The sequence below is a fragment of the Amycolatopsis minnesotensis genome (genome assembly GCF_039529815.1).
Lineage (GTDB): Bacteria > Actinomycetota > Actinomycetes > Mycobacteriales > Pseudonocardiaceae > Amycolatopsis > Amycolatopsis minnesotensis.
Genome location: NZ_BAAANN010000024.1, coordinates 98,788 through 124,458, shown reverse-complemented (window position 1 = coordinate 124,458; position 25,671 = coordinate 98,788). Strand labels below are relative to the sequence as shown.

Genomic DNA, 25,671 nt, shown 5'->3' with positions numbered 1-25,671 from the left:
GTCATCGTCGAACGGGTGAGTGTACCGCATCCGCTGATGCGCGTGCTCGGCTGGGTTGTACCCGGTGTTTCCCGGGTGGCCGCCCAGAAGCAGCCTTACGCCGACGCCTGGCGCGAGTCGAACGAGCGCGCGCTGCGCGCGGACGGCCCGCTCTGGGCCGTGCTCGGCGACTCGATGAGCCAGGGCATCGGTGCCGCGTCGATCCGCGGCGGCTGGGTCGGCCAGCTCTCGGAAACCCTCGCGGAATCGGGGAAACCGGTACGGGTCGTCAATCTGTCCCGCACCGGCGCCGGCATCGGCGACGTCCTCGGCGAGCAGATGCCGCGGCTGCGGGAACTGCCGGTGGCGCCCGCGATCGTGACCGTGCTCGCGGGCGCCAACGACATGGTGCGCCCGCGCCGTCGCCCCGCGGCCGTGGCGGGGTTCGCCCGGTTGCTGGCCGACCTCCCGGACACGGCGGTGGTGGCGACCCTGTTCCACGAGAACAGGTGGGCGCACGAGATCAACGCGCTCATCGACGCCGCCGAAGCGGGCGGCGCGATCGCGACCGCCGAGCTGCGCGGTCCCGCGCTGGGCCCGGTGCGCGGTTCGCTGGCCGCGGACTGGTTCCACCCCAACGAACGCGGTTACGCCACCATCGCGAACCTCTTCCGCGGCCCGGTGGAGCGCGTCCTTTCACGACGGCCCGCCTGAGCGGACGGCCTCAGGCGAGGACGACGCGGTTGCGGCCACCGCGCTTGGCTTCGTACAGGGCGGTGTCCGCGGCGCGGACCACCCGGTCGAGGACCGTGCCCGCTTCGGGGTAGAGGGCGGCGCCGATCGACGCGGACAGGCCCGTGATCGTCGATGCGGCGCCTTCGTGCTCCTCGATGGCGACCTCGAGCGCGCTGATCGCGCCGCGGACCCGTTCGGCGATCCGTTCGACGTCGGCCCTGCCGACCCTGGGCAGCAGCACGACGAATTCCTCGCCGCCGAAGCGGCCGACGCAGTCGCTGGTGCGCACGGCTTCGGTGATCGCGGCGGCGACCGCCTTGAGCACGGCGTCCCCGGCGAGGTGGCCGTGGGTGTCGTTGATCCGCTTGAAGTGGTCGAGGTCGATCATCAGCACGCCGATGGTCGAGCTGGTCACATCGGCCTTGGCCAGTTCCTGCCCGGCGAGGTGGTGCCAGCCGCTGGTGTTGAACAGGCCGGTCTTCTCGTCGGTCGTCGCGGCGATTTCGAGCTGTTTGACCAGCACGCCCCGGTGCAGGAGCAGCAGCGGCGGGATGACCGCCAGCGCTAGTGCGGGCTGGGTGGCCAGCGCGAGCGCGGTGAGCACGCCGAGACAGAGGGTCGCGCCCTCGAGCATGTTGTCGACCCAGCCGCCGAGCAGCGCCTTGACGCTGAGCGACGTGGTGTTCAGCGCGGGCAGGATCAGCACGGCGCCCGCCACGAAGTACGTCACGACGGTCAGCGCGACGATGCCGGCGCCGCGCCAGCCGCCGTCCAGCGCGTCCCGCACGCCGTGCAGGCCGGCGACCGCGAGGACGAGCTTGGCGCTGTAGCAGGTGAGGACGACGACGCTGGCGTTGAGCACGGTCCGGAACGCGGGCACGCGCCGCAGCCGGTACCAGCTTCGGACCGCGAGGTGCCAGTAGAGGACGGCGACCAGCGCCGCCACCAGCGGGGCCGGGAGCATCAGCACACCGGCGAAGGTCCACACCGAGGTCAGGTTGATGTGCGGGGTGCCGTTGACCCGCCGTCGCACGCGTTCGACCTGGCGGCCCAGTTCGGCCTGCAGCACGCCCATCGCCGCGAGGGCACCCAGAAGAGCGACCTCGGAGTGGCTGACCGGAACCCGCGGTGCCACGATCACGGTGGTGGCCAGCGCGACCGCTTCGACCGCGATGGCATAGGCGATCAGCCGCAGACGCTGCGTCCACAGGGCCCATCGGTGGGGTGAGAGCACATCACGGATCGGCAGCGCACGTCTTCGCCGCCCGTGGTAGTCGCTCATACTCATCCAACGAGCTCCCTCACGTGAGGTCACCACTCAATCACACTCGGCCGTCGAGCGCGCCGAACGTGACTCGACCGGAGCAACGGGAGGAGGTGGCCCCGATGCGCAACCGCGACTCGTGAACCACGTACTCCACCCGATCCATCATCCTCCGCCCCCCGCGTCACGGCACGCGTGCGCCGTGACGCGGGGGAACCTCCTGCTCGCGCTCGGGGTCCGGATGCTCACCAAGAGCGGAGCCGCGCCGTGTGATCCAGATCTCTGCAACCCTGCGCCGGGCTCACGGCCTGTAGGAAGTGCGTGGCCGTTCCGATGTGGACGGACCCGTGCCATGGCCATTCCCGTTCGCGACAGTGAGGACGTCTTGCCGGAGGAACCTGTCCGCGGGACCGCGCCGAGGTGGGAGGGCGAGTTCGTCGCCTACTTCGAGGCGAGGTCGCCGTCGCTGCGCTCGACCGCGTTCGTCCTGTGCGGCGACTGGCACCGCGCCGAGGACCTGCTGCAGGCCACCTTCCTGAAGCTGTACCAGGTGTGGCCCCGCCTGGTCCGCCGCGGCGAGCTGGACGGGTACGCCCGCCGCGTGCTGGTGCGGGTGTTCCTGCACGAGAACAGGCGCTTGTGGCGGTCGCGCGAGCACATCAGCGCCGAACCGCCCGAAACGGCGGCGCCGGGCGACCCCGACGTCGTGCAGCGGCTGACCGTGCGCGCCGCGCTCGCCGCGGTACCCCCGAAGCAGCGCGCCGTGCTGGTACTGCGCTTTTGGAACGACCTCAGCGTCGAAGGCTCCGCCGACGCGCTGGGGTGCTCGGTCGGCACCGTCAAGAGCCAGACCGCGCGAGGACTGGCCACGCTGCGCAAACGGCTCGGTCCGCAGCTCGACGACCTGGTCCGCGGTGGGCGGAAGGAGCACTGGGCATGAACGAAGACGAAGTCCGCGCGCTGATCACGCTCGCGGGTCCCGGCGACGAGCCGGTTCCGGCAGGGCCCGGCCTGCCGCGCCTGCTCGCCCGCGGGCGGCGGCAGCGGCGCAACCGCGCGCTGCTCGTGGTTTCCGGCAGCGCGCTCACCACGGCGGCCGTGGTGCTGTTCGTCGTACTGGTGGCGGGCCGCGCGCAGGAGGGCGAGCCGATGCGGCCCGCGAACGCGCCGGTGGCCACCACGACCACGACCACGACCACGAAGCCCACCAGGACCACCGAGGCCCCGGTCTCGACGGGCACGGTGCCCAAGCATTCGTCGACGGGGAGCACGCCGGGCGCCACGAGCACCACGCGCGGCACTCCCGCGCACGCGGGCTCCAGCGATCCCGCGACCCCGAGCGGGCACGTGCCGGCCACGACGGCACGGTGACCGTGGTCGCCGTCGCCGAGCCGGACCGCCTGATCCGGGAAAAGCCTTTACCGCGAACGGTTTCGCGGGTGCACCCCTACCTCCGCGCCGCCGCGTTGTACCTGCTCGTCAGGGCGGCCGGCGTGGGGCTGCTCGCCCTGTTCGCGGCCAAGGTCAACGCCCCGCTGCTCGGCCGCCTCACCTCGTGGGACGCGCAGTGGTACCTCAACATCGCCGAGCACGGGTACGGCGGCGTCACCACCGGCCTCTTCGACGCCGAGGGCAACTACGCGCCGCACACCCCGCTCGCGTTCTTCCCGGCCTTCCCGACCTTGGTGCGCCCGCTGAGCGTGCTCACGCTGGGGAACACCGTCGTCGCCGCTTTCCTGCTCAGCCTCGTCGCAGGCGTGGTCGCGGCGTGCGGGCTCTACCGCGTCGGACGGCTCGTCGACGGCAGGCAGCGCGTCGGCATGCTGCTCGTCGCGTTGTGGGCGGGCGCGCCGATGGCGATCACGCTCTCGATGCCGTACACGGAGGCGCTCTTCACCGCGTTCGCCGCGTGGACGCTGGTCGCGGTGCTGGAGCGGAACTGGGTGACGGCCGCGCTGTGCTGCCTCGGTGCCGGGCTCACCCGGCCCACCGCGGTGGTGCTGGTCGCCGTGGTGGGGATCGCCGCCATCGTCGCGCTGGCCAAGGGGAAGGCGGGGTGGCGCGCGATGGTGTGCGTGGCGCTCTGCCCGGCGGGGCTGGTGGGCTGGTGGGGCTATGTCGCGGTCCGCACCGGGAGCCCGACCGGATGGTGGGACCTGGAGTGGAAGAACTGGTGGACGCGGTTCGACTGGGGCGCGGAAACCGTGCGCTTCGCCCGTGACATGCTGGTTTCCGGGCGATCGGCGATGGAGACGATGAGCGTCTTCGCGCTCGTGCTCGCCGCGGTGCTCGGCGCGCTGCTGGCGGTGCTCGCGGTGAAACGCGGGCTGCCGTGGCCGGTGGCCGCCTTCGGGATCGGGGTGGTGCTGCTCGTCGCGGGCACCGCGGGCATCCCGCAGGCCAAGGCGCGGTTCCTGCTGCCGGGGTTCACCTTGCTGCTGCCGCTCGCGATCGGGCTGGCAGGCCGCCGCCGGAGCACCACGATCGCCGCCACCGCGGGCTTCGTGCTGGCAGGATGTTGGTTCAGCGCGTACTCGGTGACCGGCTGGCACTACGCGATCTGAGTCCACTGTGGACATACGGTGCAAGCGGGGTCACAGCGCCGGATCGCGTGGCGCGGATTAGGGTCGGGGGCATGTCCTCGCGCACCGCAGCCGAACTGATCGTCGAATGCCTGGAGAACGAGGGTGTCACGCATATCTTCGGCATTCCCGGCGAAGAGAACATCCGCCTCGTCGACGCCATTTCCCGCTCCTCGATCAGCTACGTGCTGACCCGGCACGAGCAGGGCGCGTCGTTCATGGCCGAGACGTACGGCAGGCTCACCGGGAAGGCGGGCGTCTGCTCGGCGACGCTGGGGCCCGGCGCGATCAACCTGCTGCTCGGCACCGCCGACGCGATCACGAACTCCACCCCGCTGGTCGCGCTGTCCGCGCAGGTGGGGATGAACCGCAGCTTCAAGGAGTCGCACCAGGGCGTCGACCTGACCGCGATGTTCGAGCCGGTCACCAAGTGGTCGGCGCTCGTGGCGACCGCGGGTGCGGTGCCGGAGATGGTCCGGAAGGCGTTCAAGCTCGCCCAGACGGAGCGGCCGGGCGCGGTGTACCTCGCGGTGCCCGAGGACGTCGAAAAAGCCGGCGTCGCCGAGGAAGCGCGGCCGCTCGCGGTCAACGTGCCGCGTACCGACGAACCGTCACCGGAGCAGGTGGACCGGGCCGCGACGCTGCTGCGGGCGGCGCGCAACCCGATCGTGCTCGCCGGGCACGGTGCCGCGCGCGCCGGTGCGGGCGAGGCGCTGCGCCGGTTCGCCGAGGCGGTCGGCGTGCCGGTGGCCACGACGTTCCACGGCAAGGGCGTCTTCCCCGACGACCACCCGCTTGCGCTCGGCGCGGTCGGGTTCATGCGGCACGACTACGTCAACTTCGGCTTCGACGCGGCGGACCTGATCATCGCCGTCGGCTACGAGCTGCAGGAGTTCGACCCGGTCCGGATCAACCCCGACGGCGACGCGAAGATCATCCACGTCCACCGGTTCCCGGCCGAGGTCGACGCCCACTACGACGTCTCGGTCGGGCTCGCCTCGGACATCGGCAGGAGTCTCGACGCGCTCGCCGACGCCGTCGGCCCGCGAGAGAAAACCGCTGGTGGCGAACGGATCCGCGCGCTGCTGGACGCCGAACTGACCCGCGGCGCCGAGGACGACCGCTTCCCGTTGGCGCCCGCGCGCGTGGTCGCCGACACCCGCGCCGCACTCGGCCGCGAGGACATCGTGCTGGTGGACACCGGCGCGCTCAAGATGTGGATGGCGAGGCTCTACCCGACCTACGAGCCCAACACCTGCCTGATCTCGAACGGCCTGTCCACGATGGCGTGGACAGTGCCGGGCGCGATCGGCGCGAAGATCGCCTGCCCCGACGCCAAGGTCCTCGTCGCCACCGGTGACGGCGCGTTCCTGATGAACTCGCAGGAGATCGAAACCGCGCTGCGGCTGAAGCTGCCGATGGTGATCCTGATCTGGGTCGATGACGCGTACGGGCTGATCAGCTGGAAGATGGACCTCGACATCGGCCACAACGTCGACACCGCGTTCGGCAACCCCGACTTCGTGGCCTACGCGGAGAGCTTCGGGGCCGCCGGGCACCGCATCACCGCCGCCGACCAGCTACTGCCCACCCTGCGCGAGGCACTGGCGGCCGACACCGTTTCGGTCATCGCCTGCCCGGTCGACTACCGCGCCAACCTGGAGCTGATCGAATCGCTCGGCGATATCGACGAATCCCTCACCTGAGCGTGGTCAGCCCCCCGGCGAACCACTCGACGACATCTCGACCACCGGCTGCCCCTGCTCAGCAGTTCGAGGTGGCCGGTTTCCCGGCGAGCCGGTCCTTGATGAACGCCAGCACGTCCGCGTTGCCGTCGTAGACACCGGTGATGTGGTCGGTTTCGTAGGTCTTCCAGGTCACCTGCACCCCGGCCGAGCAGTACGCCTTGTGCAGAGCGTCCGCCTGTGCGAACTGCACGAGCTGGTCCTTCGTCGCGTGGTAGTCGAACAGCGGGACCTTGATCGGGGAGCCGCCGAGCTTGTTCTCGTTCAGGCGCGCGACCCATGCGGGCTGGATGTAGCCCGCGCTGGTCGTGTAGTCCGCGATCTTCTGGTTCGCGTACGTGGTGAGCAGTTCGAACGTGCACGCGCTCTTCTGCATCTCGGCGAGCTTCGCGCGCCCGTTGTCGCTGAGGAACGAGTCCAGTTTCAGCTCGGGATAGGCCCGGTCGAGCCCGATCAGCGCGTAGGCGAACACCCCGAAGCCGAACTTGCCGTCGAGCTGGAGCGTCACCTGGACCAGATCGCCGGGGATACCGCCCGCGGCGACACCGGCGAGCTTCATCTCCGGTGCGTAGGTCGGCTGGAGCTGGCCGGCCCACGCGGCCGCGCCACCACCCTGGGAATAGCCGCGGAAAACGACCTTCGAGTCAGGGGACAGGCCGGCCGCGGTGAGGCGCTGGGCCGCGCGCACCGAGTCGATCACGGCGGGGCCCTCGGACTTCCCGACGACGTAGGTGGTCTTCGGGTCGGGCTGGTAACCCTCGTAGTCGGTCACCGCCACGGCGTACCCGGCGTCGAGCAGGTCGTCGAGGCCCGACTGCTCGTAGAAGGCACCCATGTTGATCATCGACGAAGGCGCGCAGTTGAAGGCCGGACCCGATGTGCCGGGCGCGAACGCCACGACCGGGGCAGTCTTCGGGTCGGCGCCACGGGGGAGCAGCACCGTGCCGGTCACCGCGTCCGGCTTGCCGAGCGCGTTCGTCGACAGGTACATCACCTGCCACGCCTGCACGTCGGCCTTGCGGGGGCCCGCCTTCGACACCCGCCAGCGCAGCACGTCACCGGGCTTGCCCTCGGGCAGCGGCGACGGCGGGACGTAGAACGAGTCGTCGAACGGGCCGGTCCCGTCCGCTGGCCCGGCGACGGCGGGTGCCGCGGTGCTCACCGCGGCCACCGTGCCGGATGCGGCGAGCACGACCGCGCTCAGTATCAGCAGAATCCTGCGTGGGAACGAGTTCCGCACCGGTCGACCTCCGGGGAGAAGGGGTGGATTACGCGTTGCCGTAGACACGGCGGCAGGTCGGGGACTCGTCGAAGGCGAGGTTGAGCTCCGGGTTCGCCCGCAGGTCCTTGATCGGGCCGCCCGGCTCGGAAAGCTTGGCGAACGAGGCGTCGGCGTCGGTCACGAGCTTCTGCAGGCTGCTCTGGTCGCCTACCTTCGCCTGCTCCATCTTGGACTTCGTCCGGTCGAGCATCGTCTTGGTCTCGCCGAGCGTGCCGGCCGCCTTGTCCACGGCGGCCTGCGCGTTCGGCACCGGCGCGGGTCCGGCCGCCTTGATCCCGCCCGCCATGTCGTCGAGCGCGGACGAGATCGACCCGAGGAACTTGACGATCGCGTCGGCCGTCTTCGCGGCGTCACCACCGGACTGCAACGACGGGGGATTGCTCAGCTTCGCCGAGCCTGCCTGCACACCGGTGCACACCTTGTCGGCCCAGGCGATCGCGGCGGGATCCGCGTGCTGGCCGGTGTCCTGCGGTGCCGGTGGTGAGCCGCACGCGGCGACGGCGAGGCCGAGTGAGGAAACCAGCACGGCCATCGAACGGCGGGAGTTCAGCATGCCATCACCTTTGATGAATTGCGGACGGGGCGCGATACATGTGCCAGGCGGACGCTACTGGGACACACCTCGGCCCGACAAGTTCCGAAATACCATTCCGCTGTTCCTTGTCATTCGGGCACGAGCACCGCCGCACGGGCTTGTCATGCGCCTCAGCACTGCCGACCCGGTGCGCTGTCTGCGGTTCCACTGATAGTTCTCACTCGGTGTTCCCGTAGTGTCGTGACAATTTTACCGGCGCACAGGGGTTTTCGACCTGCCCGGCTTGCCGTCGCCGTGCGGTCGTAGTTACTTTCCACGGCAGGTCGTTTCCGTGCCGTTGACGTATCGCCGTCGATACTACGAGGTGGTCATGAAAACCCGCTTTCTGTTCATGGTCGCCGCGGCGACCCTCGCCGCCGTCGGGTTCGCGCTGACCGCGACGGCCGCGCCGGCGAAGCCGGTGCCCGTCGACAAGAAGCTGTCGTTCACCTGCCCGTTCCCGTTGATCGGGCTGCAGAAGCTCGACGTGGAGGTCAAGGCCAGCTTCGAGGTGCCGGACGCGGTCGGCGGCGCCTTCTCCACCTCGGACCTGGCGATCGCGGTGACGGTGCCGGACAAGGCCGCGCGCGGGCTGAACCTCGTCGACGCGGCGACCATCGAAGGCACCGCGAAGGCGGGGGTGACGCTCACCAACGGTGACGGCAAGCCGCTCCCGCTGCAGCTTCCGCTGACCGTCGCCAAGACGGACATCCCCAAGACCGGCACGTTCACCACGAACGCCACCGGCGCCGTGCCGACGGTGAACCTGCCGAAGCCGGGCAAGACCACGCTGGTGATCGGGGACTTCACCACCCGCCTCACGCCGAAGAAGGCCGACGGTTCGTTCACCGGGATCGGGGCGTTCACCTCGGACTGCACGCTCGACGCCGGTCAGGACCCGGTGCTGCTGTCCTTCGACCTCGGCGGCCAGCCGCCGGGTGGTGGCGCGCACGACTTCAAGGTCTCCGGCAGGACCGAGCTGAAGTCGCTCGGCAGCACCGCGCCGTTCACCGGGAAGGCCGCGATCACCGAGGACAACGGCGCCTTCACCGGCACCTTCGCGATCGACCCGATGACGGTGGACTTCCGGCTGTTCGGCTTCCTCCCCGGCACCGCGTCGGCACGGATCACCCAGCACGGCCCCGCGACCGGCGACCGCACCGCCGCACATCTCGGCTTCACCGTCGGACTGCCCGCGATCAGCGTCCTCGGGCTCCCGGTCAGCGGTGATCCCGCCTGTGCCGCGGAGACGCCGGTAAAGGCGGATCTCGTTGCGGCGGAAGGGTTCGACCCGGCCACCGGTGGCACGCTGAACGGCACCTACAGCCTGCCCGCGGTGGCTAACTGCGGGGCGTTCACCGGTTACGTCAGCACACTCACGAAGAGCGACGGGAATACGCTTTCGTTCACGCTCGCCGCATAACAACGCCGGCCCCGAAAACATTTCTTGCGTATTCCTCGAAGATGGGAAGACCATGCCGCGTCCCGCGCAGGGGAACTCACCGCTCAAGAAGGCGGCCGACGCAACCCTCGGCCTCGGCGTCCTGTTCCGCTCGGGGCTCGCGCCGTTCCCCCGTGTCGACGACGGCGTGCGCTCGCTGCTGGCCGTGCGCCGGTACGGGCCGTTCGTCGGCGCGGTCCGGCACGCGGCGCGTCGGCACGGCGGGAAGACCGCGCTGGTCGACGAGCGCGGCGAACTCAGCTACCGCGAACTCGACGAGCTGTCGAACGCGCTGTCCACCGCGTGGCGCGGGCGGGGCATCGGCGCGGGCTCGGTACTCGCCGCGCTGTGCCGTGACCACCGCGGCCTGGTGATCACCATGCTCGCCGCGGGCAAGACCGGTGCGAGGCTGGTGCTGATGAACACCGGTTTCGGGGCGCGGCAACTGGCCGAGGTCGCGGCGCGGGAGAATGTGGCGGCGCTGGTGTACGACCAGGAGTTCGCGGGCCTGCTGGCGGAGACCGACCCGGGGCTGGAGCGGTACCTGTCCTGGGTGGACGATCCGGCGGACCGCGACACGATCGGCGCGGCGGTGCCGTTGACCGACCTGATCGACGGCACGGCACGCGAAGCGGGCCCGCCACCGGCGAAGCCGGGTGGCTTCGTGCTGCTGACCAGCGGCACCACCGGCACGCCGAAGGGGGCGCCGAGGGACCGGACCTCGGCGCTGGCGTCCGCGCAGTTCCTCGACCGGATCCCGATGCGCCGTGGTGACACCGTCTACCTCGCCGCGCCGATCTTCCACGGCACCGGCCTTTCGCAGTTCGTGCTGGCGTTCGCGCTCGGCTGCAAGGTCGTGGTGCACCGCCGGTTCGACCCGGAGGTCGCGCTAGCCACCCTCGAACGCCACCACTGCCACGTGCTCGTGGTGGTCCCGACGATGCTGCAGCGCATCGTCGACGTCGCCGAGGTCCACAGTGGACGATTCAGCACCGACGCGCTCCGGATCGTGTTCGCCGCTGGCTCGTCGCTGTCACCGGATCTCTGCCGCCGCACCGCGGACGTGTTCGGCGAGGTGCTGTACAACCTGTACGGCTCGACGGAGGTCGCGGTGGTGACCGTGGCGACCCCGGAGGACCTCCGCCGCGCACCGGGCACCGCGGGCCGTCCGCCGGTCACCTGCCGAGTCGCCCTGTACGACGATGAGGGCAAGCAGATCACCGACCCCGGCCGCACCGGCCGCGTCTTCGCTGCGAGCGGCCTCAGCTTCGCCGGCTACACCGACGGCGCCACGAAGGAAACCGTCGACGGCCTGCTGGCCACCGGTGACGTCGGCCATTTCGACACCGACGGCCTGCTGTTCATCGACGGCAGGGACGACGACATGATCGTCTCCGGCGGTGAGAACGTCTTCCCGCTCGAAGTCGAAAACGTGCTCGTGGAACGCGACGACGTCGTCGAGGCCGCCGTGCTGGGAGTACCGGACGAGAAGTTCGGCCAACGCCTGAAGGCCTTCGTGGTGCTGGCCGACGACGCCTCGCTAGGCGAGGAAGAGGTCAAGGCCTACGTGAAGGAAAACCTCGCCCGGTACAAGGTGCCCCGCGAGGTCGTGTTCCTGGAGGCCCTGCCCCGCAACGCCACCGGCAAGGTACTCCGCCGCACCCTGCTCGACCACTGACCGCGCTCAGGTATCAGCCGAACCCGGTGGGATCTTCGGTGTAGCTGCGGCCGTTCGGGGTGGTGACGGTGAGTGCGCCGGTGTCGTTGGTGGTGAAGGTCCAGCCGGGTTCGTCGCGTAGTACGTGGTGGACTCGGCAGAGCGGCCGCATGTTGGCTTTGTCGGTGCGTCCGCCGTCTTTCCAAGCCTGTGCGTGGTCGAGGTCGGTGTACTGGGCGGGCCGGGTGCAGCCGGGCATGCTGCAGGTCCGGTGGGTGACGTGGAGGTACTTCCGCATGGCGCTGGGTGGCCGGTAGTTTTCCCGGCCGAGGTCGATGGGCAGGCCGGTCATGGGTTCGTCGACGATGCGGTTCCAGACCGAGTCGGCGTCGAACGCGATCACCCGCGCCATCTCCGGTGAGATGTCACCACACCCGGCCAGCTCGCCCGGATTGTCGCGCAGTCCCAGCAGGGTTGGCAGGTCGATGTGGACGAAGATCTGCGCCTTGGGCTTCCCCACACACCCGTGGCCACCCAGACACCGCTCGACCAGCGCATCCAAACGCAATTGATCCATGGTGCGCTTATCTCCCTGGCGCTTCTTGGCGAGCGCGTCCCGGTCGCAGGCGGCGTAGAGCGCTTGCGCCCGATCGGAAGGAAGTTCGGCGAACAGGGTCGACGATCCGTGATCCCCATGCCGGATTTCCAACCGACGCGCCGCCACTTTCTCTTGCCGTCGCCGCTCATATCCTTCAGGGTCAACTCGCATCAGCAATGAGTTGACCAACCTCCGCAGTGCGGGCGGATTCCGATTCTCGAACCTCCCTGCCAATAACGAGTCAACCTCAGCAGCCACCCCCTCGGACACACACGCGGTCGCCTCAAATACCCGCGAGGCCGCATACTCGTCAATGAGCCCCGCCTCCATCGCGGCCAGCGTGCACGGCAGGTATGAGGTCAACGCGTCAGCGAGCGCCACTTTCCGCTCCGCCGCAGCCTGCGTCACAGCATGCAGCAACCCCACCTGCCCCACCGTCGATCTTCGTGAGGACACTTGCTCCATCTCCGCTATCTCGCGCAGCAGCATTGCCTGCTGATACCGAATAACCCGCAACCGCCGAGCCGCAGAGTCAGAAAGCACACGAACCCGATAAAACTCTTCTTCAGTAGACATGCCACAATTCTACCGCCCCGCAAAACACTTTCCGTCACCCAATCAGGTACACAAAAGATCACAGCTTGCCACAACGGAACCACAACAACACGGAAGCCAAACCTAACGGGACCGGCAATGCGTCGGGAACGGCACGCCAAGGCGACCAAAGAATTCCGTTCCGTGGGGAACTGTCGCTGGTGACCAACGACGCGACCTGCACCGAGGAGCGACAGTTCCCCACGGCGCGCCGTAGGCGTGCTTGAAACCCTCACCGCGCCCACCAAACACGCGAACGTAGACCAGAGGTCAAAACACCGACAACCGAACCCGACATCGACGCGACCCGCAGACCCGCGAAGCCCCCCGCCGACCCTGGACTACAACCCGTTCAGCCCGACCCGGCCCGACTTGTTTACGGAGAACATGTTTCGTGTGTCCTTCGTTCGCTGACATCCTGTTCGTTCGGGTAATAGAGGTCCGGCGGATGCGGGAACGCACGGTGACGTGGAACCTCAATGCGTCCCTCGGATGCCAGCGCGTTCGCACTTCCGGTGCCCTTCGCCGCCACCCCCCTTTCTGACACGGTGGGTAGCTGATAGCTTACGTTTCGTTGCGAAAAATCCAGTGCCGGGAATGGGGAGTTCTCATGCGAAAAATATTCAGCACCCTGCTGGCCAGCATGGCTGGGGCGGCATTTTTGGTGGCCCTGCCCAGCACCGCTTCTGCGGCGACGGGGAAGGTCATCGTTTTCGAGGTGGAGATCACCAGCTTGACCACTTATGACAACCCGTCCGGGTGTAAGAAACTGCCCCCGCTGGCGCATGTGCTCGTCAACGAGACGGACTCGCCGGTAAAGATCTACGGTGACCCGTTCTGCCTGAGCCCGTCGTTGACGGTGCGGCCGGGCTACGGCTCCCACGTCGCGCCGGCGAGCGGGAGCTTCTCCGCCTGATATCCCCGTTCCACCTGGCCCAGAGCCGATTCGGGAGGCGTGGATGATGGTCGATGTGGCGGTGGTCGGACTGGGGTACGTGGGTCTTCCGCTTCTCGTGCAGGCTGGTCGAGCCGGGCTGACGGGGGTCGGTTTCGACCTGAGCGCGGAGGTGGTGAACGGACTGAACGCGGGCCGTTCCCACGTGCCCGATGTTTCCGACATCGATGTCCGGGAAATGATCGAGTCCGGGTTCACCGCAACCACCGATCCGGCCGTGCTCGCCAAGGCGGACACGATTGTGATCTGCGTGCCGACCGGTCTTTCCGCGGAACGGGAACCCGATCTCGGTGCGGTTCGCGCCGCGGCCGAATCGGTCGGCGCGTGGCTGCGACCGGAAACGCTCGTGGTGCTCGAGTCGACCAGTTACCCGGGAACCACCGAAGAGGTGGTACTGCCGATTCTGGAGTCGATGAGCGGAATAATCGCCGGAAAGGAGTTCCATCTGGGTTTTTCGCCGGAGCGGATCGACCCGGGGAACCGCCGGTTCGGTGTGGTGAACACGCCGAAGATCGTCAGCGGGATCACCCCGTTGTGCGCGAAGTACTGCGCGGAGTTCTACGGCCGGTTCGTCGACACCGTCGTGGTGGCGAAGGGCACCAGGGAGGCCGAGCTGGCCAAGCTGCTGGAGAACACCTACCGGTACGTCAACATCGCGCTCGTCAACGAGCTGACCGTGTTCTGCCAGAAGACGGGTGTCGACGCGTGGGACGTGCTGCACTGCGCGGGTACCAAACCGTTCGGGTTCGCCCGGTTCCAGCCGGGGCCCGGTGTCGGCGGGCACTGCGTCCCCGTCGACCCGCTGTACCTGTTCAGCAGGGCACGCGACGAGGGTTTCACGTTCAGTCTGCTGTCGGCCGCCCGTGCGGTGAACGACGGCATGCCGGGCTACGTGGTCGAGCGCGTCTCCGCCGCGCTTGCCGCGCGTGGCCTCGACGTCGGCGACGCCGAGGTGCTCCTGCTCGGGGTGACCTACAAACCGGATGTGCCCGACGTGCGCGAGTCGCCCGCGATTCCGATCGCGGACGGCCTGCGCGCGCTGGGAACGACCGTCACGTACCACGATCCGTACGTGGCGGAGCTGAATCTGTCCCGCGGGCGGGTTCTCCGATCGGAGAACCTGCGGACCGCGCTGGCGCGCGCCGATCTGGCCGTGCTGCTGCAGGACCACACGTGCTACGAGAGCGCGGAGCTGGCAAGGCTTTCCCGTTCCCTGCTGGACACCAGGGGCATCGTCGCGGGAAGCCGCGTGGAAATGCTGTGACAACCCAACCGAGGAAAGGACCCTGATTTCCGATGACTACCGCGATCGCAGGCGACCGGCTCAAGCAGCGCTTCGACAAGTGGGACGTGAACGGCGACGGCGTGCTGGAGCGTGCCGATTTCGAGCGGGAAGCGGAGCGCATCGTCGGCGCCTTCGGGCAGAGCATGAGCTCGGCCGAGGGACAGGCCATGCTCAAGGCACTCACCGGGCTGTTCGAGTACGAGGCGAACGAGGCCGGCGTCGGCCCGAACGGTTCGATCAACGAGGAGCAGTTCCGGTCGGTCAACGAGAAGCTGATCTTCACCGACGGTGAGGCCACCTTCAACCGGGTGCTGCGGCCGGTGATGAAGGCCGTCGTCGGGCTGTGCGACAGCGACCACAACGGCATGATCGACCAGCAGGAGTTCGCGGCCTACCTGCAGGCCATCGGCGTCGATCGCGCGCAGGCGCAGTCGGCCTTCCAGCAGATCGACACGATCGGAGACGGTCAGCTGTCGGTGGACGAGCTGCTGGCCGCGGTGCGGAACTTCCACTTCGGCAAGCTGGACGTCAACCTGCTCGGGTGATCCGAGCGGCGGGTGCCCCGGGGCGATGGCTCCGGGGCACCCGCGGCGCTCAGCGCGAGCGGAATTCGATCGGCAGCTCCGGCCGCAACCCCAGATCCTCGCCGCTGACCGGGATGTCGGTGGCGATCAGGATGTTGTAGTGGTTGGGGAAGTGGCAGGCGTCGAATCCGAGCACGGTGCCGACGAGCCTGCCGCCGATCAGGAATTCGTCCCCGCGATCGAGCACCCCGGCGCAGCCCAGTTCGGCGAAGCCGAGGAAGCCGACGCGGTCGATGCGCGCGCCGTCCCCGGTTTCGGTGTGGTCGGTGGTGACCAGCTCGTGCACCTCGCCGAGCCGGACGCACCGGCTGGCGTGCGGCTCCAGCGACATGCCGCGTTCGGTGCGCCGGTGCCGCAACACTTTCACGAGCACCCCGTGCACGGTCCGTTTGGCGCCGTTCTCGTCCGCGGGCGACACGTCAGTTCCTTCCGGCCGCGCTGGCGATCCGCTCGGACCGGTAGGTGGCGCGCACGAGCTCCAGTGCGGCGAGCCCCGGCCGGACGGCCTCGATCCGGCGCTGCGCGATCGTCTCCACGAACTCGGCCATGATTCCCCGGTACTCGTGCCACAGCGAGTCCTTGAACCCGGGGTGCCCGTCGAGCAGGTCCGCCCGCAGCACAGTGTCGTCGGCAAGCCGGACTTCGATGTCCTTGCGCTCACCGGGGTAGGACCAGTCGAGCACGACGTGCCCGGTCCGGCGGCCCGACCGCAGCCGGACGCTCGCGTACCTGTCCACACCGGACCCGTCCCGGCGGACGCTCGCGTCCGTCACGTGGACGTCCCCGAGGAACATCCGGACGAGGTCGAAGGCGTTGGGCCCGTTGTCGGCGACGCAGCCGCCACCGCACCGCGCGGTGTCGAGGTACCAGGTGTCCGCGCCGATGTGCTCCTCGATCCGCTCGAAGTACCGGACCGTGACCTCGACGACCTTGGCGCCCGCGACCTTCTCCCGCAGGGCGAGCACGTTTTCGTTGTGCCGCCGGTGGAACGCGGTGTAGAGCGGGCGACGCCGCGCGGCGGCGAGCCTGGCGAGCGCACGGGCTTCGGCGAGTGACAGCGTGAGCGGTTTCTCGACGCACACCGGCAGTCCCGCTTCGAGCACGTCGCGGCACAGGTACGCGTGGGTGTCGTTGGGGGTGGTGACGACGACCGCGTCGAGCGGCTCGTTTTCGAGCATCCGCCGGTGGTCGGTGTGGCAGGCGACCGTGGCGACGTGCGGCGCGAGCGCGTCGGGCCGCACATCGCAGACGGCGCTGAGTTCCACTTCGGACAGGCGATCGAGTGCGGCGAGGTAGTACTTCGAAATGACGCCGAGGCCGATCACACCGATTCGCAGTGCCATCACAGCCCCAATCCGACGAGTTCGCGGTGGAGCGAATCGGGGAGCGGTACCCCGTCGCGCCGGTTCGCCGCCGCTCGTTCCGCCTCGGTCCAGCCGGGATAGCGCACGGGTCTCCGTTCGTCGAGCGGTGGGCAGGTCAGGACGGTGCCGAACAGTTCCGCGGCCAGATCGGTGAAGTTCTCGCCCGGTCGCAGGGTTTCCGGGCTGATCGCGAGCACGAGGAACCCGATGTCGTCGTCACGCCCGCGGTCGCCGCCGAGCGCCGCCGCGGTCGGGCCGAGCCCGGCGCCGGGCAGCGCCGCGGCGAGCAGCTCCACCGCGAGCCCCAGCCCGAATCCTTTGTAGACACCGGTCGCGGGCGTTCCGCCGAGCCAGCCGAGATGCGCTTCGCCGCGATCGAACGCACCCGGGTCGGTGACCGGCTCACCGTCGTCGTCGGTGAGCCAGCCCGGCGGGACGGGCGAGCCCGCTCGTGCGGCCGCGCGGACGCGGCCGGTCGGCACCACGGTGGTGCTCATGTCGAGCACGTAGGGGTGGCCGTCGACCGCGGGCGCGGCCACGCTCAGCGGGTTCGTGCCGAGCACGGCCACCGCACCACCCGGTGGCCGTGCGATGCGCTGCCCGCCGCAGTTGCTCGCGACCAGCCCGATCATGCCGTGGGCGGCGGCGATCGCCGCGTGGTGACCCGCGCAGCCGAAATGGGTCGCGCCGCGGACCGAGACGAGCCCGATGCCGTGTCGCGCCGCGCGTTCGACGGCGGACTCCATCGCTTCGGCGGCGGCCCAGAGCCCGAGCGCGCGACGGGAGTCGACCACCGCGCAGGCACCGAGGTCCCGCACGGTGCGCGGCTCCGCGTCCGGGTCGGCCCTGCGCTCGTCGAGCAGGGGCAGGTACAGCCGGGACAGGTTGCACAGCCCGTGCGAACCGAGGCCGGCGAGATCGCCGTAGCACAGCGCTTCGGCGGCGACGGCGGCGCGCGCGGGTGGTACACCGCGAACGCGGAACACCTCCGTGGTGAAGGAAAGCAGGGCGGCGTAGGGCACGCGCACCGCGGTGGCGGTCGTGGTAGCGGTCATGCGGGGTCCTTTCGGGTTCGGGCGGCGAAACCGGTGAGCAGCCGGGAAACCATCGCCGCGAAGGCGTCCAGTTCGGCGAGTTCGGCGAACTCGCCTTCGGCATGGGCGTTGTTCTTGTCCAGTTCGCCGGGGCCGAGCACGATCGTGCCGGTACCCGGCCTGCCGTCCATCCAGATCGCGTCGCAGGTGAAGGCGGGTTCGACGGCGGGCCAGGCCGGGATCCCGGCGACCAGTGCGGACGGCATCTCCGCGCGCAGGCACGGCAGCCCGCGCTTGGTCCAGTCCAAAGTGGCGATCGAGGCGGCGTCGGCCGCGGTCATCGCGAACTGCTTGCTGACGGCGAACTCGGTGGCGAACTCGGCGATCCCGGTTCGGAAGGCGTTCTCCACCAGCCGTTCCAGCCTGGCGCCTTCGGCGGAAGTGGCGTAGGCGAGGTTGAGCAGCAACCGCCCGCTGCCGTAGACGCGGTTGTGGAGTTCACCCGTGTGCAGCCCGGCGACGCACACCGTGACGTCGTCGAGCGCCAGTGCGAAGTGCCGCGCGAGCGAGCCGAGCAGCACCGTCGCGTTGTGCCCGGCGGCGGGCCTGTCGTCGATCGCGCCCTGCCCGCGCACGCTGACGCGGGCGGTCATCGACGCGGTGGCCCTGGTCAGGTACCGCAGCCCGGTCGGCTCGCAGAACACGTTCACCGCGCCGTAGAAACCGCGGTCGAGCAGCGGCCGGGTGCCGATGGTGCCCATCGCGCCGCCCTCCTCGCCGGACACGGCCTGCACGAGCACGCCGATGTCCCGGCCGAGCGCGGGGGCGGCCGCCCGTATCCCGGCGAGCAGCGCGACCGCGGGCCCCTTGGCGTCGATGGCGCCGCGGCCGGTGAACCGCGTGCCGTCGAAGCCGACGGGTTCCTCGCCCGCGACGGTGTCGAGGTGCACGTTGAACATCACGGTGCGCTCGCGCGCCAGCTCCGGCCCCAGCCGCAGCACCAAGCTCGGCTGTTCGTCCAAAAAGGATTGACCGGCGGCGCGGACGGCCAGCGGGACGTCGGGGCGGTCGACGTCCTCCGCCGTGGCGCACGCGTGCCGCAGCACGGTGAACCCGATCGCGGCCGCCGCGTCCGCGTAGGCGTGCTGTGCCCGCCACAAACCGTCTCCCCGCCCGCCTTCGAGCGGGGAGACGGTCGGGATCCGCAGCAGCCGGAGGAGCAGCTCCCGGTCCGCCGCCCGTAGCGCCGGGGTCACCAGGTGACCCGGTCGAGCAGTTCCCGGTCGACCAGCCGCCGCAACCGCTTGCCCGCCGCGACGAACCGTTCCCGCGCGCAGCGGTCGTCACGGGCCCCGGTGTGCGGAACCACCGCCAGGTGGGGTTCGAGTGACAGCGCGCCGCAGTACCCGGTGGCCAGCAGCAGGCCGAGGCAGTCGGCGACGGAGGACTGCCCGTCGCCAGGCAGTGTGTAGCGCACTCCCGCCACGGTGGTCACCGCGTCCTTGACGTGCACGTGCTCGACGCGGTCCGCGATCTCGGCGAGCAGGTCGTAGGCGACATAACCGTGTGCGACACCGTTGCCGGTGTCGAAGAGCAGCCGCAGCGACGGGCTGTCGATCTCGTCGAGCAGGCGTGTCATGCGCTCGGCACTCGAACCGGCCCACCCCGAGCAGTTTTCGTGCAGCAGCACGATTCCCGCGCGCTCCGCGCGTTCGGTCAGCCGCCCGACGCGGTCGAAGACCCGGTGCCGCCATTCGGGTTCGGTGAGCCCGGCGTCCGGGTAGGACATGATGCGCACGTACCGGGTGCCGAGCCGCGCGCACCATTCCAGCAGGGTGTCCAGCTCGGCGAGATCGCCCGCGAACGGGGTGTCGATCGGGTTCGACCAGTTCCCGATCCTGGAGTCGAGGCACACCACCGTGACACCCGCGTCGAGCACGGTGTCGGCGACCGCGCGCGCCCGCGCGCGGTCGAGATCGGAGAGCGCGAGCCCGTCGACCGTGCGCAGTTCGAGGTGCCGCCAGCCGAGCGCGCGCAGTGCTTCGAGCTGGTCGGCGAGCGACTGCCCCGCCTCGTCCCCGATCCCGGCGAGCGGGAGTTCGTCACCGTGCATACTGCGGCTCCGACCTGGACTGGACGGGGATGGTCGCGCACCGGCTCTTCGCCTCGCTCAGCAGGCGGACCGTTTCGCGGTGCAGCGCGAAGTCGAGGTCCTCGGTGTCGTCGGCCGGCTTGCCGAGCCGCCGGTAGGCGCCGATGAAGAACGCGGTGAGCGCGTCGTCCCGGAAGGCCCGGTGTTCGCTCCGGTCTCCCGTGGTGACGGTGAGCTGGGCGTGGTCGTCGTCCTCGCCGACCGGGTAGTCGGCGGTCACGGTGCCCTCGGCGAACTCGAGCCGGATCCGCCGCTCGCGTGTCGGCGACGTGAGGTCCGAAACCAGTTCGCTGCGCGCCCCGCCGCGGTGCGCGAGCGTCAGGCGGGCGCCGCCGAGCCGCGGGATGTCGCGCTCGTCGCACGACAGCGTCCGCCAGCTCGCGTCCACCAGTTCGGCAGGGCCGGCGAGCCGCAGGACGACCGGGATCGCGTGCGGGATCTCGACGTCGAACGCCGTCGGGTGGCCGTAGGTGGCCAGCGACCGGTGGAACCGGGGCTTGTGCTGGTGCACGGTGATCGCGCGCAGCGCGCCGAGAGTGCCGTCGCGGACGATACTGGCGAGCCTGCCGGTCAGGGCGGCGGCGAGCCACGGCGCGACCACCACGAACCGGAGGTCGTGCCGGGCGCGCAGGCGCATGATGCGGCGCAGGTCCCTGTCGTTGGTGGCGATCGGCTTCTCCAGCACGAACCGGCGGAAGCCGGCGGCGGCGAGCTCGTCGAGCAGTGCCGACCGCGAGCCGGGCGGGGTGCACAGGTGGGTCACGGTGTCCGCCGGGTCGAGCGACCGCGCCGCCTGCTCGATCGACCGCACCGCCACCACACCGGGCGGGAGGTCACCCTCCCCGGTGGCCGGATCGCACGCGAGGATCGGCGCTCCGTTCGCCGTTGCGGTCTCGCGGATTCTGGTCAGGATCGGGATGTGCAGTCCGGCCCCGGCGCGGCCGAGGCCGATGACGAAGGTTCGCAACACTGCTCCAATGGCGTCCGTCGTGTCTTTCGTCATCCGCGATATCGGTTGGTGACCAAGGAAAGTTAAGGCCGTTCGCCGTTCTGACCGCAACGGGTGAAATACCGGCGAGCCCCGTTCGGAGTCTTCTGCGGGTCCGGGGCGTCGGCTACGTTGAGTTTTGCCTCGAATATCCGGTGCGCGTGAAGGGGAGGGTTCTTCTTGCCTGCGAAAACGCCAGCGCCCGTGAATGAAACGTTTGCGGAAAGTGCAGTTCGTAAGGTTCCTTTTTTCACGCAGTCGAGTGCGTTCGCCGAGCTGTGGCCGTCGATAAGAGCGGGTGTCGAGGAGATCTTCGAGAACGGGAAGTTCTCGCACGGCGCGCAGGTGGCGCGGTTCGAGCAGCGGCTCGCCGAGTACACCGGCGCCCGATACGCCGTCGGGGTGAACAGCGGGACCGACGCGCTCGTGCTGCTCCTGCGGGCGTGCGGCCTCGCACCGGGCGAGAAGGTACTGGTGCCCGCGTTCTCCTTCGTCGCTTCGGCTTCGTCGGTCGTGCTCGCGGGCGGGCTGCCGCGCTTCACCGACATCGATCCCGTCACCTACGCGATGGATCCGGAGTCGGCGGCGGGCGCGGTCACCTCGGCGACGCGGTTCCTGATGCCGGTGCACCTGTTCTCCCACCAGGCTGACCTGCGCGCGCTCGGCGAACTGGCCCGACGGCACGAGCTGGTCGTGGTGGAGGACAGTGCCGAGGCGATCGGCATGCGGCAGGGCGGCAGGCACGCCGGGCTGCACGGCGCGGGCGGGGTGCTCTCGTTCTTCCCGAGCAAGACGCTCGGCGCGATCGGCGATGCCGGTGCGGTGCTCACCGACCGGCCCGAGATCGCGGAACGGGTGGCCGCGCTGCGCCACCACGGCCGAGGCGGTCGCACACTGGACCATTTCCCCGGTATCTCCAACGAGACCGACGAACCGGGCATGAACAGCAAGATGGACGACATCCAGGCCGCCGTGCTGATCGCGAAACTCGGGCGCCTCGAATCGGACATCGTCCGCAGGGCGGAACTCGCGAGTGCCTATTCCGAACGCCTGCGGGATATCCCGGGAATAATCCGGATGCCGGTGGTGACGGCACCATCGGATTATCGCCGCGACGTTTTCTACGTGTACCTGATCGAGGTAGAAAATCGGGACGCGCTGGCGTCCCATCTCGCGGAGAGCGGCGTCGGAACGGAAACCTACTACCCGGTTCCGTTGCCGTTCCAGCCGTGCTTCGCCGATCTCGGGTACCGCGCCGGCCAGTTCCCGAACGCCGAAGCGGCGTGCGCGCGTGCGCTCGCGCTGCCGCTCTACCCCGATCTGGAGCTCGCTCAGGTGGACCGCGTCTGCGACCTCGTCCGGTCCTTCTACCTCGGGCGCGCGCGGTGACGGCCCGCGAGCTGCCGTTCTTCGCCCGCGACCTGTTCGAAGCCGACAAGGCGGTGCTGCTGCGCCTGATCAAGGAGATCGGCACCGGTGCCGACCAGCGGTTCATCCTCGGCGAGCACACCGCTGCGTTCGAGCGGATGCTGCGCGAGTCGCTCGACGCCGCCGATGTGGTGGCCTGCGGCAGCGGGACGTCCGCGCTCACGCTCGTGCTGCACGGGATGGGCGTCGGCGCGGGGGACGAGGTGATCGTGCCCGCGTTCGGCTGCGCCCCGCTGGCCGCCACCGTGCTCGGCGTCGGTGCCACCCCGGTGTTCGCCGACATCAGCAGGCACACCATGGTCGTCGACCCGGCGCGGATCGAAGAGCTGATCGGGCCCCGCACCAAGGCCGTGCTGCCGGCGCACCTGTTTTCGATGATGGCGGACATGCCTGCCATCGCCGATCTCGCGGCGCGGCACGGCCTGCGGCTGGTCGAGGACTCGGCCGTGGCGCAGGGCGCGGTGCTGCGCGGGCGGCCGGCGGGGACCTGGGGCGAGGCAGGGGTGTTCTCGTTCGTCCAGGTGAAGTCGTTCGGCATGCCGGGGGAGGGTGGCGTGGTGGTCACCGCGAACCCCGCCCTCGGCGACGCGGTGCGGATGCTGCGCAACCACGGCCAGGACGGCGTGCACCGGTTCGTGCACCACCGGATCGGCTACAACAGCCGGTTCGACGAGATCCAGGCCGCCTTCCAGCAGTACCGGTACGCCCTGTTCCCCGCCCGGCTCGAACGGCGTGCGCGGATCGCCGACTACTACACCGCCCGGTTCGCCGAGCTGGCCGACGCGGGTGTGCTGCCGCCGCCCGCGGGGCGCGACGGCCGCTGCTACTACGTCTACTGCCTGCTGTGCGAACGCCGTGACGAGCTGAAGGACTGGCTCGCCGAGCGCGGGATCGGTTCGCACGTCTACTACCCGAGACCGCTGCCGCGGCAGGCCGCGTTCGTCGCGCACGCGAGGCAGGGCGCGCGGTGGCCGGTGGCCGAGCACGCCGCGGCCCGCATCCTCGCGCTGCCGATCTACCCGCACCTGACCGATGCCGAGGTCGAGCGCATCGCCGACGCCGTGTGCGCCTTCGCACGGTCGACGGCGTCGAACGCGCTCGCCGAACCGGAAGGAGTCCCGTCGTGACCAGTAGCGCCCAACCCTGGCCCCGTGCCGTCGCCGGAGCACGGCAGGAGAGCAAGGTCCGCAGCTACGCGCGCCTGGCCAAGTTCGACGTCTACGACTACTACCTGAGCATCCTCGTGGTCCTGTCCGCGGTGCTCTTCCCGGCTGCCGCGTTCGACGCCGTGACCGTGCCCGCACTGCTGCTGTTCCTCGCGGGGGAAGTGCTGGTGACCGCCGCGATGGTCGCGCTCGACGACGTCACCGGCTACTACGACGGGAGCGACGCGGCGAACTACGGCCCGGACACGCCCACCCGCCGCCTGCTCCGCAAGCCGCTGGTGGCGGGAACGCTCACCGTCGCGGAGGCGAAGTGGTTCGGCTGGCTGGCCGCTTCGGCGGGCGGGGTGCTGTGGCTGCTGGCCGCCGTCATCTCGCCGCACAGTCCGTTGTGGACGGTCATCCTGCTTGCGGTGACCTTCGTGCTGATGCCGCAGTACTCCTACGGTGTCAAGCTCAGCTACCGCGGCTTCCAGGAGGCGTTCCTCGCCGCGCTGGGGCTCGCGCTCGTGCTCGTCCCCTATGGACTGATCGCGGGGGAGTTCTCGGGGTTCATCCTGGTGCAGGGGCTGATCTTCGGCATGGGCCCGCTGCTGTTCGGCGTCTACTCCAACACCAACGACATCGAGGGCGACCGCGCGGTCGGCAGGCCGACGATGGCGGTGCTGGCCTCGGCGAAGGGCAACGCGCGGTTCATCGGGGCGCTGTCCGTGGCCGAGTTCGCGTTCGGCGCACTCGGTTCGCTCACCGGGCTGGCGCCGTGGTGGTTCGTGCTGCTGATGCTGCCGACGACGGCGCTGCGCGCGGTGCAGTTCCGGATCGGGTTCTCCGGTGACGGCGACATCATGACCGCGCGCAAGCTCGGGTTCAAGGTGCACCGGGTGAGCGTCGTGCTGCTCGTGCTGGCCAACCTGATCGCGGCGGCCACGGCATGACGGTGGACCTGGACGTCGCGGTGGTCGGCGCCGGGATCGGCGGACTGGCCGCGGCGACGGAGCTGCGCGCGGCGGGGTTGTCCGTACGTGTCTTCGAGGCCGCCGACCGGGTCGGCGGCAGGATGGCGAGCTTCCGCCGCGCCGGGTACACAGTGGACGAAGGCGCCGAGCAGCTATCCACACGGGGCTACCGCGCCACCTGGGAGCTGATCCGCCGAGCGGGTATCAGCCGGGGCGAAGTGCCCGCCATCGGCAAGGGCGTCGCGGTGTGGCGTTGCGGCAGGGCACATCCTGGCCTGTCGGAGCCGGGCGCGGTCCTCACCGGCGCCGGACTGTCCAAACGCGCCAGAGTGGATCTCGTACGTTTCCTCGCTGCCATCAGGGATCCGCGCCGCTTCGACGCGGACCGTCCCGAGTGGACTCCGCTGGGGGCGCGGACGGTCGCCGAGTACGCCACGGGCTTCCACCCCGATCTGCACGACTACCTGTTCCAGGCGGTGGCGGGCGGGTTCTTCGGCTGGGACACCGGACGTTCCTCGATGGCGCCGTTCGCGTGCCTGCTCCGGGAGATCGGCCCCGCGTCGTGCTGGCTGACCTACCGCGACGGCATGGACACGCTGGCCCGCCGCCTCGCCGAGCCGCTCGACGTGGTCACGGATCGCGCGGTGCGCGAGGTGATCGGGGGCACGGATCTCGCGCGCGTGGTGTTCGACGACGAGACGCTGACCGCCCGCTCGGTGCTGCTGTGCGTTCCGGCGCCGGTGGCGGCACGGCTCTACGTCAACGCGCCCGCGGCGGACGCGGAGTTCCTCGCCGCCTGCACGTTCCGCCCGATGCTCAAGGTCAGCTGCTTCCTCGACCGCCCGCTCGCGGTGGCGGCGAGCCGCCCTGCCTACGTGCTGCTGACCCCGCCGGCGGAAGAGGAGGTGCTGTCCGGCCTCGTCGTCGACCACGAGAAGCACCCGTCGAGGGCACCCGTCGGAGCCGGTCTGGTGAGCCTGCTGGCCTCGGCGCGCGCCGTTCCGGACCTGTTCGACGCCGCGGACGACGAGGTCGCCGCCGCCCTCGTCGGCAGCGGAGAACGGTTTCTCCCCGGCCTGGCGGGGGCGACGGTGCGGAACTTCGTACACCGCTTCCGGCACGGCCTTCCCGAGGCGACACCGGAAGCGCTGCGGTTGCGCGCCGGTTTCGCGGCGCGTCCGATCGGAACGGTCGACTACGCCGGTGACTGGGTGCTGCTGCGGCCGAGCAGCGAAGGGGCCGTGCGGTCCGCGGCGACGGCCGCGTCACGCGTGCTGAGCAGATCGGGAACAGTGAGGAGAGCGGCGTGAA

24 protein-coding genes are annotated in these 25,671 nt (G+C 69.9%); 14 read left to right on the top strand and 10 right to left on the bottom strand.

What is annotated here, in order from left to right:
• Positions 1–15 precede the first annotated feature (15 nt).
• Positions 16–693, top strand: coding sequence for an SGNH/GDSL hydrolase family protein (locus ABD256_RS27870; protein WP_344425198.1), 678 nt, complete (start codon positions 16–18; stop codon positions 691–693).
• A gap of 10 nt (positions 694–703) precedes the next feature.
• Here the strand turns inward: ABD256_RS27870 and ABD256_RS27865 are convergent, their stop codons facing one another.
• A complete protein-coding gene (locus ABD256_RS27865; RefSeq protein ID WP_425546530.1) occupies positions 704–1,996 on the bottom strand; it encodes a GGDEF domain-containing protein in 1,293 nt (430 codons plus the stop codon).
• Positions 1,997–2,363: 367 nt separating this feature from the next.
• Here ABD256_RS27865 and ABD256_RS27860 point away from each other — a divergent pair, with 367 nt between their 5' ends.
• The 4 genes from ABD256_RS27860 (at position 2,364) to ABD256_RS27845 (ending at position 6,266) form a co-directional block, all read left to right on the top strand.
• Positions 2,364–2,918, top strand: a complete 555-nt coding sequence (locus ABD256_RS27860; RefSeq protein WP_344425190.1) for a SigE family RNA polymerase sigma factor — start codon at positions 2,364–2,366, stop codon at positions 2,916–2,918.
• Complete coding sequence (locus ABD256_RS27855; RefSeq protein WP_344425187.1) at positions 2,915–3,349, top strand: hypothetical protein; 435 nt, start codon at positions 2,915–2,917, stop codon at positions 3,347–3,349. Before ABD256_RS27860 ends, ABD256_RS27855 begins: the two co-directional genes overlap by 4 nt.
• Positions 3,346–4,542: a mannosyltransferase family protein gene (locus tag ABD256_RS27850; RefSeq protein WP_344425184.1), complete on the top strand. Its 1,197-nt coding sequence runs from the start codon at positions 3,346–3,348 to the stop codon at positions 4,540–4,542. The genes ABD256_RS27855 and ABD256_RS27850 overlap by 4 nt, the downstream gene beginning before the upstream one ends.
• A gap of 71 nt (positions 4,543–4,613) precedes the next feature.
• Entirely contained in the window at positions 4,614–6,266 is a 1,653-nt protein-coding gene (locus tag ABD256_RS27845) for an acetolactate synthase large subunit (RefSeq protein WP_344425181.1), read from the top strand.
• A 58-nt stretch (positions 6,267–6,324) separates the two neighbouring features.
• Here the strand turns inward: ABD256_RS27845 and ABD256_RS27840 are convergent, their stop codons facing one another.
• Together ABD256_RS27840 and ABD256_RS27835 are read right to left on the bottom strand one after the other, a co-directional pair.
• On the bottom strand, positions 6,325–7,467 hold the full coding sequence (locus tag ABD256_RS27840; protein ID WP_344425261.1) for a lipase family protein: 1,143 nt from the start codon (positions 7,465–7,467) through the stop codon (positions 6,325–6,327).
• 106 nt (positions 7,468–7,573) lie between these two features.
• Positions 7,574–8,140, bottom strand: a complete 567-nt coding sequence (locus ABD256_RS27835; protein WP_344425178.1) for a hypothetical protein — start codon at positions 8,138–8,140, stop codon at positions 7,574–7,576.
• Between the two features lie 352 nt (positions 8,141–8,492).
• Here ABD256_RS27835 and ABD256_RS27830 point away from each other — a divergent pair, with 352 nt between their 5' ends.
• Entirely contained in the window at positions 8,493–9,584 is a 1,092-nt protein-coding gene (locus tag ABD256_RS27830) for a DUF6801 domain-containing protein (RefSeq protein ID WP_344425175.1), read from the top strand.
• A gap of 52 nt (positions 9,585–9,636) precedes the next feature.
• Positions 9,637–11,280: an acyl-CoA synthetase gene (locus tag ABD256_RS27825; protein WP_344425172.1), complete on the top strand. Its 1,644-nt coding sequence runs from the start codon at positions 9,637–9,639 to the stop codon at positions 11,278–11,280.
• Positions 11,281–11,293: 13 nt separating this feature from the next.
• Here the strand turns inward: ABD256_RS27825 and ABD256_RS27820 are convergent, their stop codons facing one another.
• Positions 11,294–12,433, bottom strand: a complete 1,140-nt coding sequence (locus ABD256_RS27820) for an HNH endonuclease signature motif containing protein (protein WP_344425169.1) — start codon at positions 12,431–12,433, stop codon at positions 11,294–11,296.
• A 628-nt stretch (positions 12,434–13,061) separates the two neighbouring features.
• Here ABD256_RS27820 and ABD256_RS27815 point away from each other — a divergent pair.
• Genes ABD256_RS27815 through ABD256_RS27805 form a run of 3 tightly spaced genes read left to right on the top strand, consistent with a single transcriptional unit; the run spans position 13,062 to position 15,236 of the window.
• Positions 13,062–13,367: a hypothetical protein gene (locus tag ABD256_RS27815; protein ID WP_344425166.1), complete on the top strand. Its 306-nt coding sequence runs from the start codon at positions 13,062–13,064 to the stop codon at positions 13,365–13,367.
• 43 nt (positions 13,368–13,410) lie between these two features.
• Positions 13,411–14,670, top strand: a complete 1,260-nt coding sequence (locus tag ABD256_RS27810; protein WP_344425163.1) for a nucleotide sugar dehydrogenase — start codon at positions 13,411–13,413, stop codon at positions 14,668–14,670.
• 32 nt (positions 14,671–14,702) lie between these two features.
• Complete coding sequence (locus ABD256_RS27805) at positions 14,703–15,236, top strand: EF-hand domain-containing protein (RefSeq protein WP_344425160.1); 534 nt, start codon at positions 14,703–14,705, stop codon at positions 15,234–15,236.
• A gap of 49 nt (positions 15,237–15,285) precedes the next feature.
• Here the strand turns inward: ABD256_RS27805 and ABD256_RS27800 are convergent, their stop codons facing one another.
• Genes ABD256_RS27800 through ABD256_RS27775 form a run of 6 tightly spaced genes read right to left on the bottom strand, consistent with a single transcriptional unit; the run spans position 15,286 to position 20,795 of the window.
• The gene (locus ABD256_RS27800; RefSeq protein WP_344425157.1) at positions 15,286–15,693 is read right to left on the bottom strand and encodes a DUF6917 domain-containing protein; all 408 of its coding nucleotides are present in this window, start codon (positions 15,691–15,693) and stop codon (positions 15,286–15,288) included.
• 1 nt (position 15,694) lies between these two features.
• The gene (locus tag ABD256_RS27795; protein ID WP_344425154.1) at positions 15,695–16,618 is read right to left on the bottom strand and encodes a Gfo/Idh/MocA family protein; all 924 of its coding nucleotides are present in this window, start codon (positions 16,616–16,618) and stop codon (positions 15,695–15,697) included.
• The gene (locus ABD256_RS27790) at positions 16,618–17,694 is read right to left on the bottom strand and encodes an Ldh family oxidoreductase (RefSeq protein ID WP_344425152.1); all 1,077 of its coding nucleotides are present in this window, start codon (positions 17,692–17,694) and stop codon (positions 16,618–16,620) included. Before ABD256_RS27790 ends, ABD256_RS27795 begins: the two co-directional genes overlap by 1 nt.
• Positions 17,691–18,929, bottom strand: a complete 1,239-nt coding sequence (locus tag ABD256_RS27785) for a M20/M25/M40 family metallo-hydrolase (protein ID WP_344425149.1) — start codon at positions 18,927–18,929, stop codon at positions 17,691–17,693. Before ABD256_RS27785 ends, ABD256_RS27790 begins: the two co-directional genes overlap by 4 nt.
• The gene (locus ABD256_RS27780) at positions 18,926–19,786 is read right to left on the bottom strand and encodes a sugar phosphate isomerase/epimerase family protein (protein WP_344425146.1); all 861 of its coding nucleotides are present in this window, start codon (positions 19,784–19,786) and stop codon (positions 18,926–18,928) included. Before ABD256_RS27780 ends, ABD256_RS27785 begins: the two co-directional genes overlap by 4 nt.
• Positions 19,776–20,795 carry a Gfo/Idh/MocA family oxidoreductase gene (locus ABD256_RS27775; RefSeq protein ID WP_344425143.1) on the bottom strand — a complete coding sequence of 340 codons (1,020 nt, stop codon included), beginning with the start codon at positions 20,793–20,795 and terminating at the stop codon, positions 19,776–19,778. Before ABD256_RS27775 ends, ABD256_RS27780 begins: the two co-directional genes overlap by 11 nt.
• Positions 20,796–21,017: 222 nt before the next feature.
• Between ABD256_RS27775 and ABD256_RS27770 the strand changes: the two genes are divergently transcribed.
• From ABD256_RS27770 to ABD256_RS27755, 4 genes are read left to right on the top strand one after another with little or no spacing between them, the layout of a single operon-like run.
• Positions 21,018–22,202 (top strand): DegT/DnrJ/EryC1/StrS family aminotransferase, encoded by a 1,185-nt coding sequence (locus tag ABD256_RS27770; RefSeq protein WP_344425138.1) that lies wholly within the window; start codon positions 21,018–21,020, stop codon positions 22,200–22,202.
• Positions 22,199–23,368, top strand: coding sequence for a DegT/DnrJ/EryC1/StrS family aminotransferase (locus ABD256_RS27765; RefSeq protein ID WP_344425135.1), 1,170 nt, complete (start codon positions 22,199–22,201; stop codon positions 23,366–23,368). Before ABD256_RS27770 ends, ABD256_RS27765 begins: the two co-directional genes overlap by 4 nt.
• A complete protein-coding gene (locus ABD256_RS27760; RefSeq protein ID WP_344425132.1) occupies positions 23,365–24,339 on the top strand; it encodes a UbiA family prenyltransferase in 975 nt (324 codons plus the stop codon). The genes ABD256_RS27765 and ABD256_RS27760 overlap by 4 nt, the downstream gene beginning before the upstream one ends.
• Positions 24,336–25,670 carry an FAD-dependent oxidoreductase gene (locus ABD256_RS27755; protein ID WP_344425129.1) on the top strand — a complete coding sequence of 445 codons (1,335 nt, stop codon included), beginning with the start codon at positions 24,336–24,338 and terminating at the stop codon, positions 25,668–25,670. Before ABD256_RS27760 ends, ABD256_RS27755 begins: the two co-directional genes overlap by 4 nt.
• The last annotated feature ends 1 nt before the right edge of the window (position 25,671 follow it).